We start from the raw sequence: 1,084 nt of genomic DNA, 5'->3' as shown, positions 1-1,084 counted from the left end.
AAACCATTTTAATTTAAAATAAAAAATACCTATAAATCATATCAATAGGCATTATCAGTTGGACGCGATAATAAGAATGATAATATTTCAGTAATAAAACACGAAATGACACTTTAAAATACACTTAGCAATAAGCTATTTAATTGATAGGCACTATCTGCCCTACAAAATTAAATATCTTTGTTATACTTATCCCGGTGAAGAAATTGGTAATCAACTCAATAAAGGGATACCTATTATGAGTACAGCAAAACTGGTAAAAGCAAAATCTTCCGAACTCATCTATACACGAAATGACGTTGATGAACATACAAAAGAGCTTACGATTAAGCTATTAAATGAGCTGGTTATTCAGTTTATTGATCTGTCACTTATCACCAAACAAGCACACTGGAATATGCGCGGGGCTAATTTTATTGCGGTCCATGAAATGCTGGATGGTTTCCGCACCGCCATTAACGATCACCTCGATACTTTTGCAGAACGCGCAGTTCAATTAGGGGGGATTGCACTCGGTACAGCACAGCTTGTGACTGAAAAAACCCCATTGAAGAGCTATCCAACTCGTATTCATAGCGTGCAAGATCACCTGAAAGAGTTAGCAGACCGCTATGCTGTGGTGGCGAACTTTGTGCGTAAAGCCATCACCGAAGTCAAAGATGAAGATAGCGCCGACATGTTTACTGCCGCCTCACGCGATCTGGATAAGTTCCTGTGGTTCCTCGAAGCCAATCTTGAAGATCAGCGCTAATATCGCCGATAGATTTCAACGCGCAGGAAGACATTAACTGACAACAGTCAAGATTCTTCAGACTGCTGACAAAGTCAAATAAAGGGGAAACGTGCCGTCGGGGCCGTAACGGCATAAGCCGTCGGAGCGCCCCTAGGTGCGGTCAACCCTTTACTCATTAAGCTATAAGTCACTTTGTCATTAACCTCATTCCTGTCATTTGAATCAAATAAGACAGGGCCGGTTATCCGGCTCTGTTTACGAAGATACCCCCCTCACTTCCCTCCCTGCCCGCTTTTCAAACCAAAACCCGATACAGTTAACAATATTGTTACATGACTGTGAGCTATAGAT

The 1,084-nt window shown here is 41.4% G+C and carries 1 protein-coding gene; it reads left to right on the top strand.

All coding sequences use genetic code 11. From position 1 onward, the window contains the following. The first annotated feature begins 238 nt into the window (after window positions 1-238). A complete protein-coding gene (dps, locus tag FTA91_RS11095; protein WP_145535610.1) occupies window positions 239-751 on the top strand; it encodes a DNA starvation/stationary phase protection protein Dps in 513 nt (170 codons plus the stop codon). Window positions 752-1,084 lie beyond the last annotated feature (333 nt).

It is taken from the genome of Yersinia thracica (genome assembly GCF_902170565.1).
In the GTDB taxonomy this organism is placed as follows: Bacteria; Pseudomonadota; Gammaproteobacteria; order Enterobacterales; family Enterobacteriaceae; genus Yersinia; species Yersinia thracica.
Note: the sequence above shows the minus strand (reverse complement) of the source record. Positions and strands in the feature narration are given on the sequence as shown.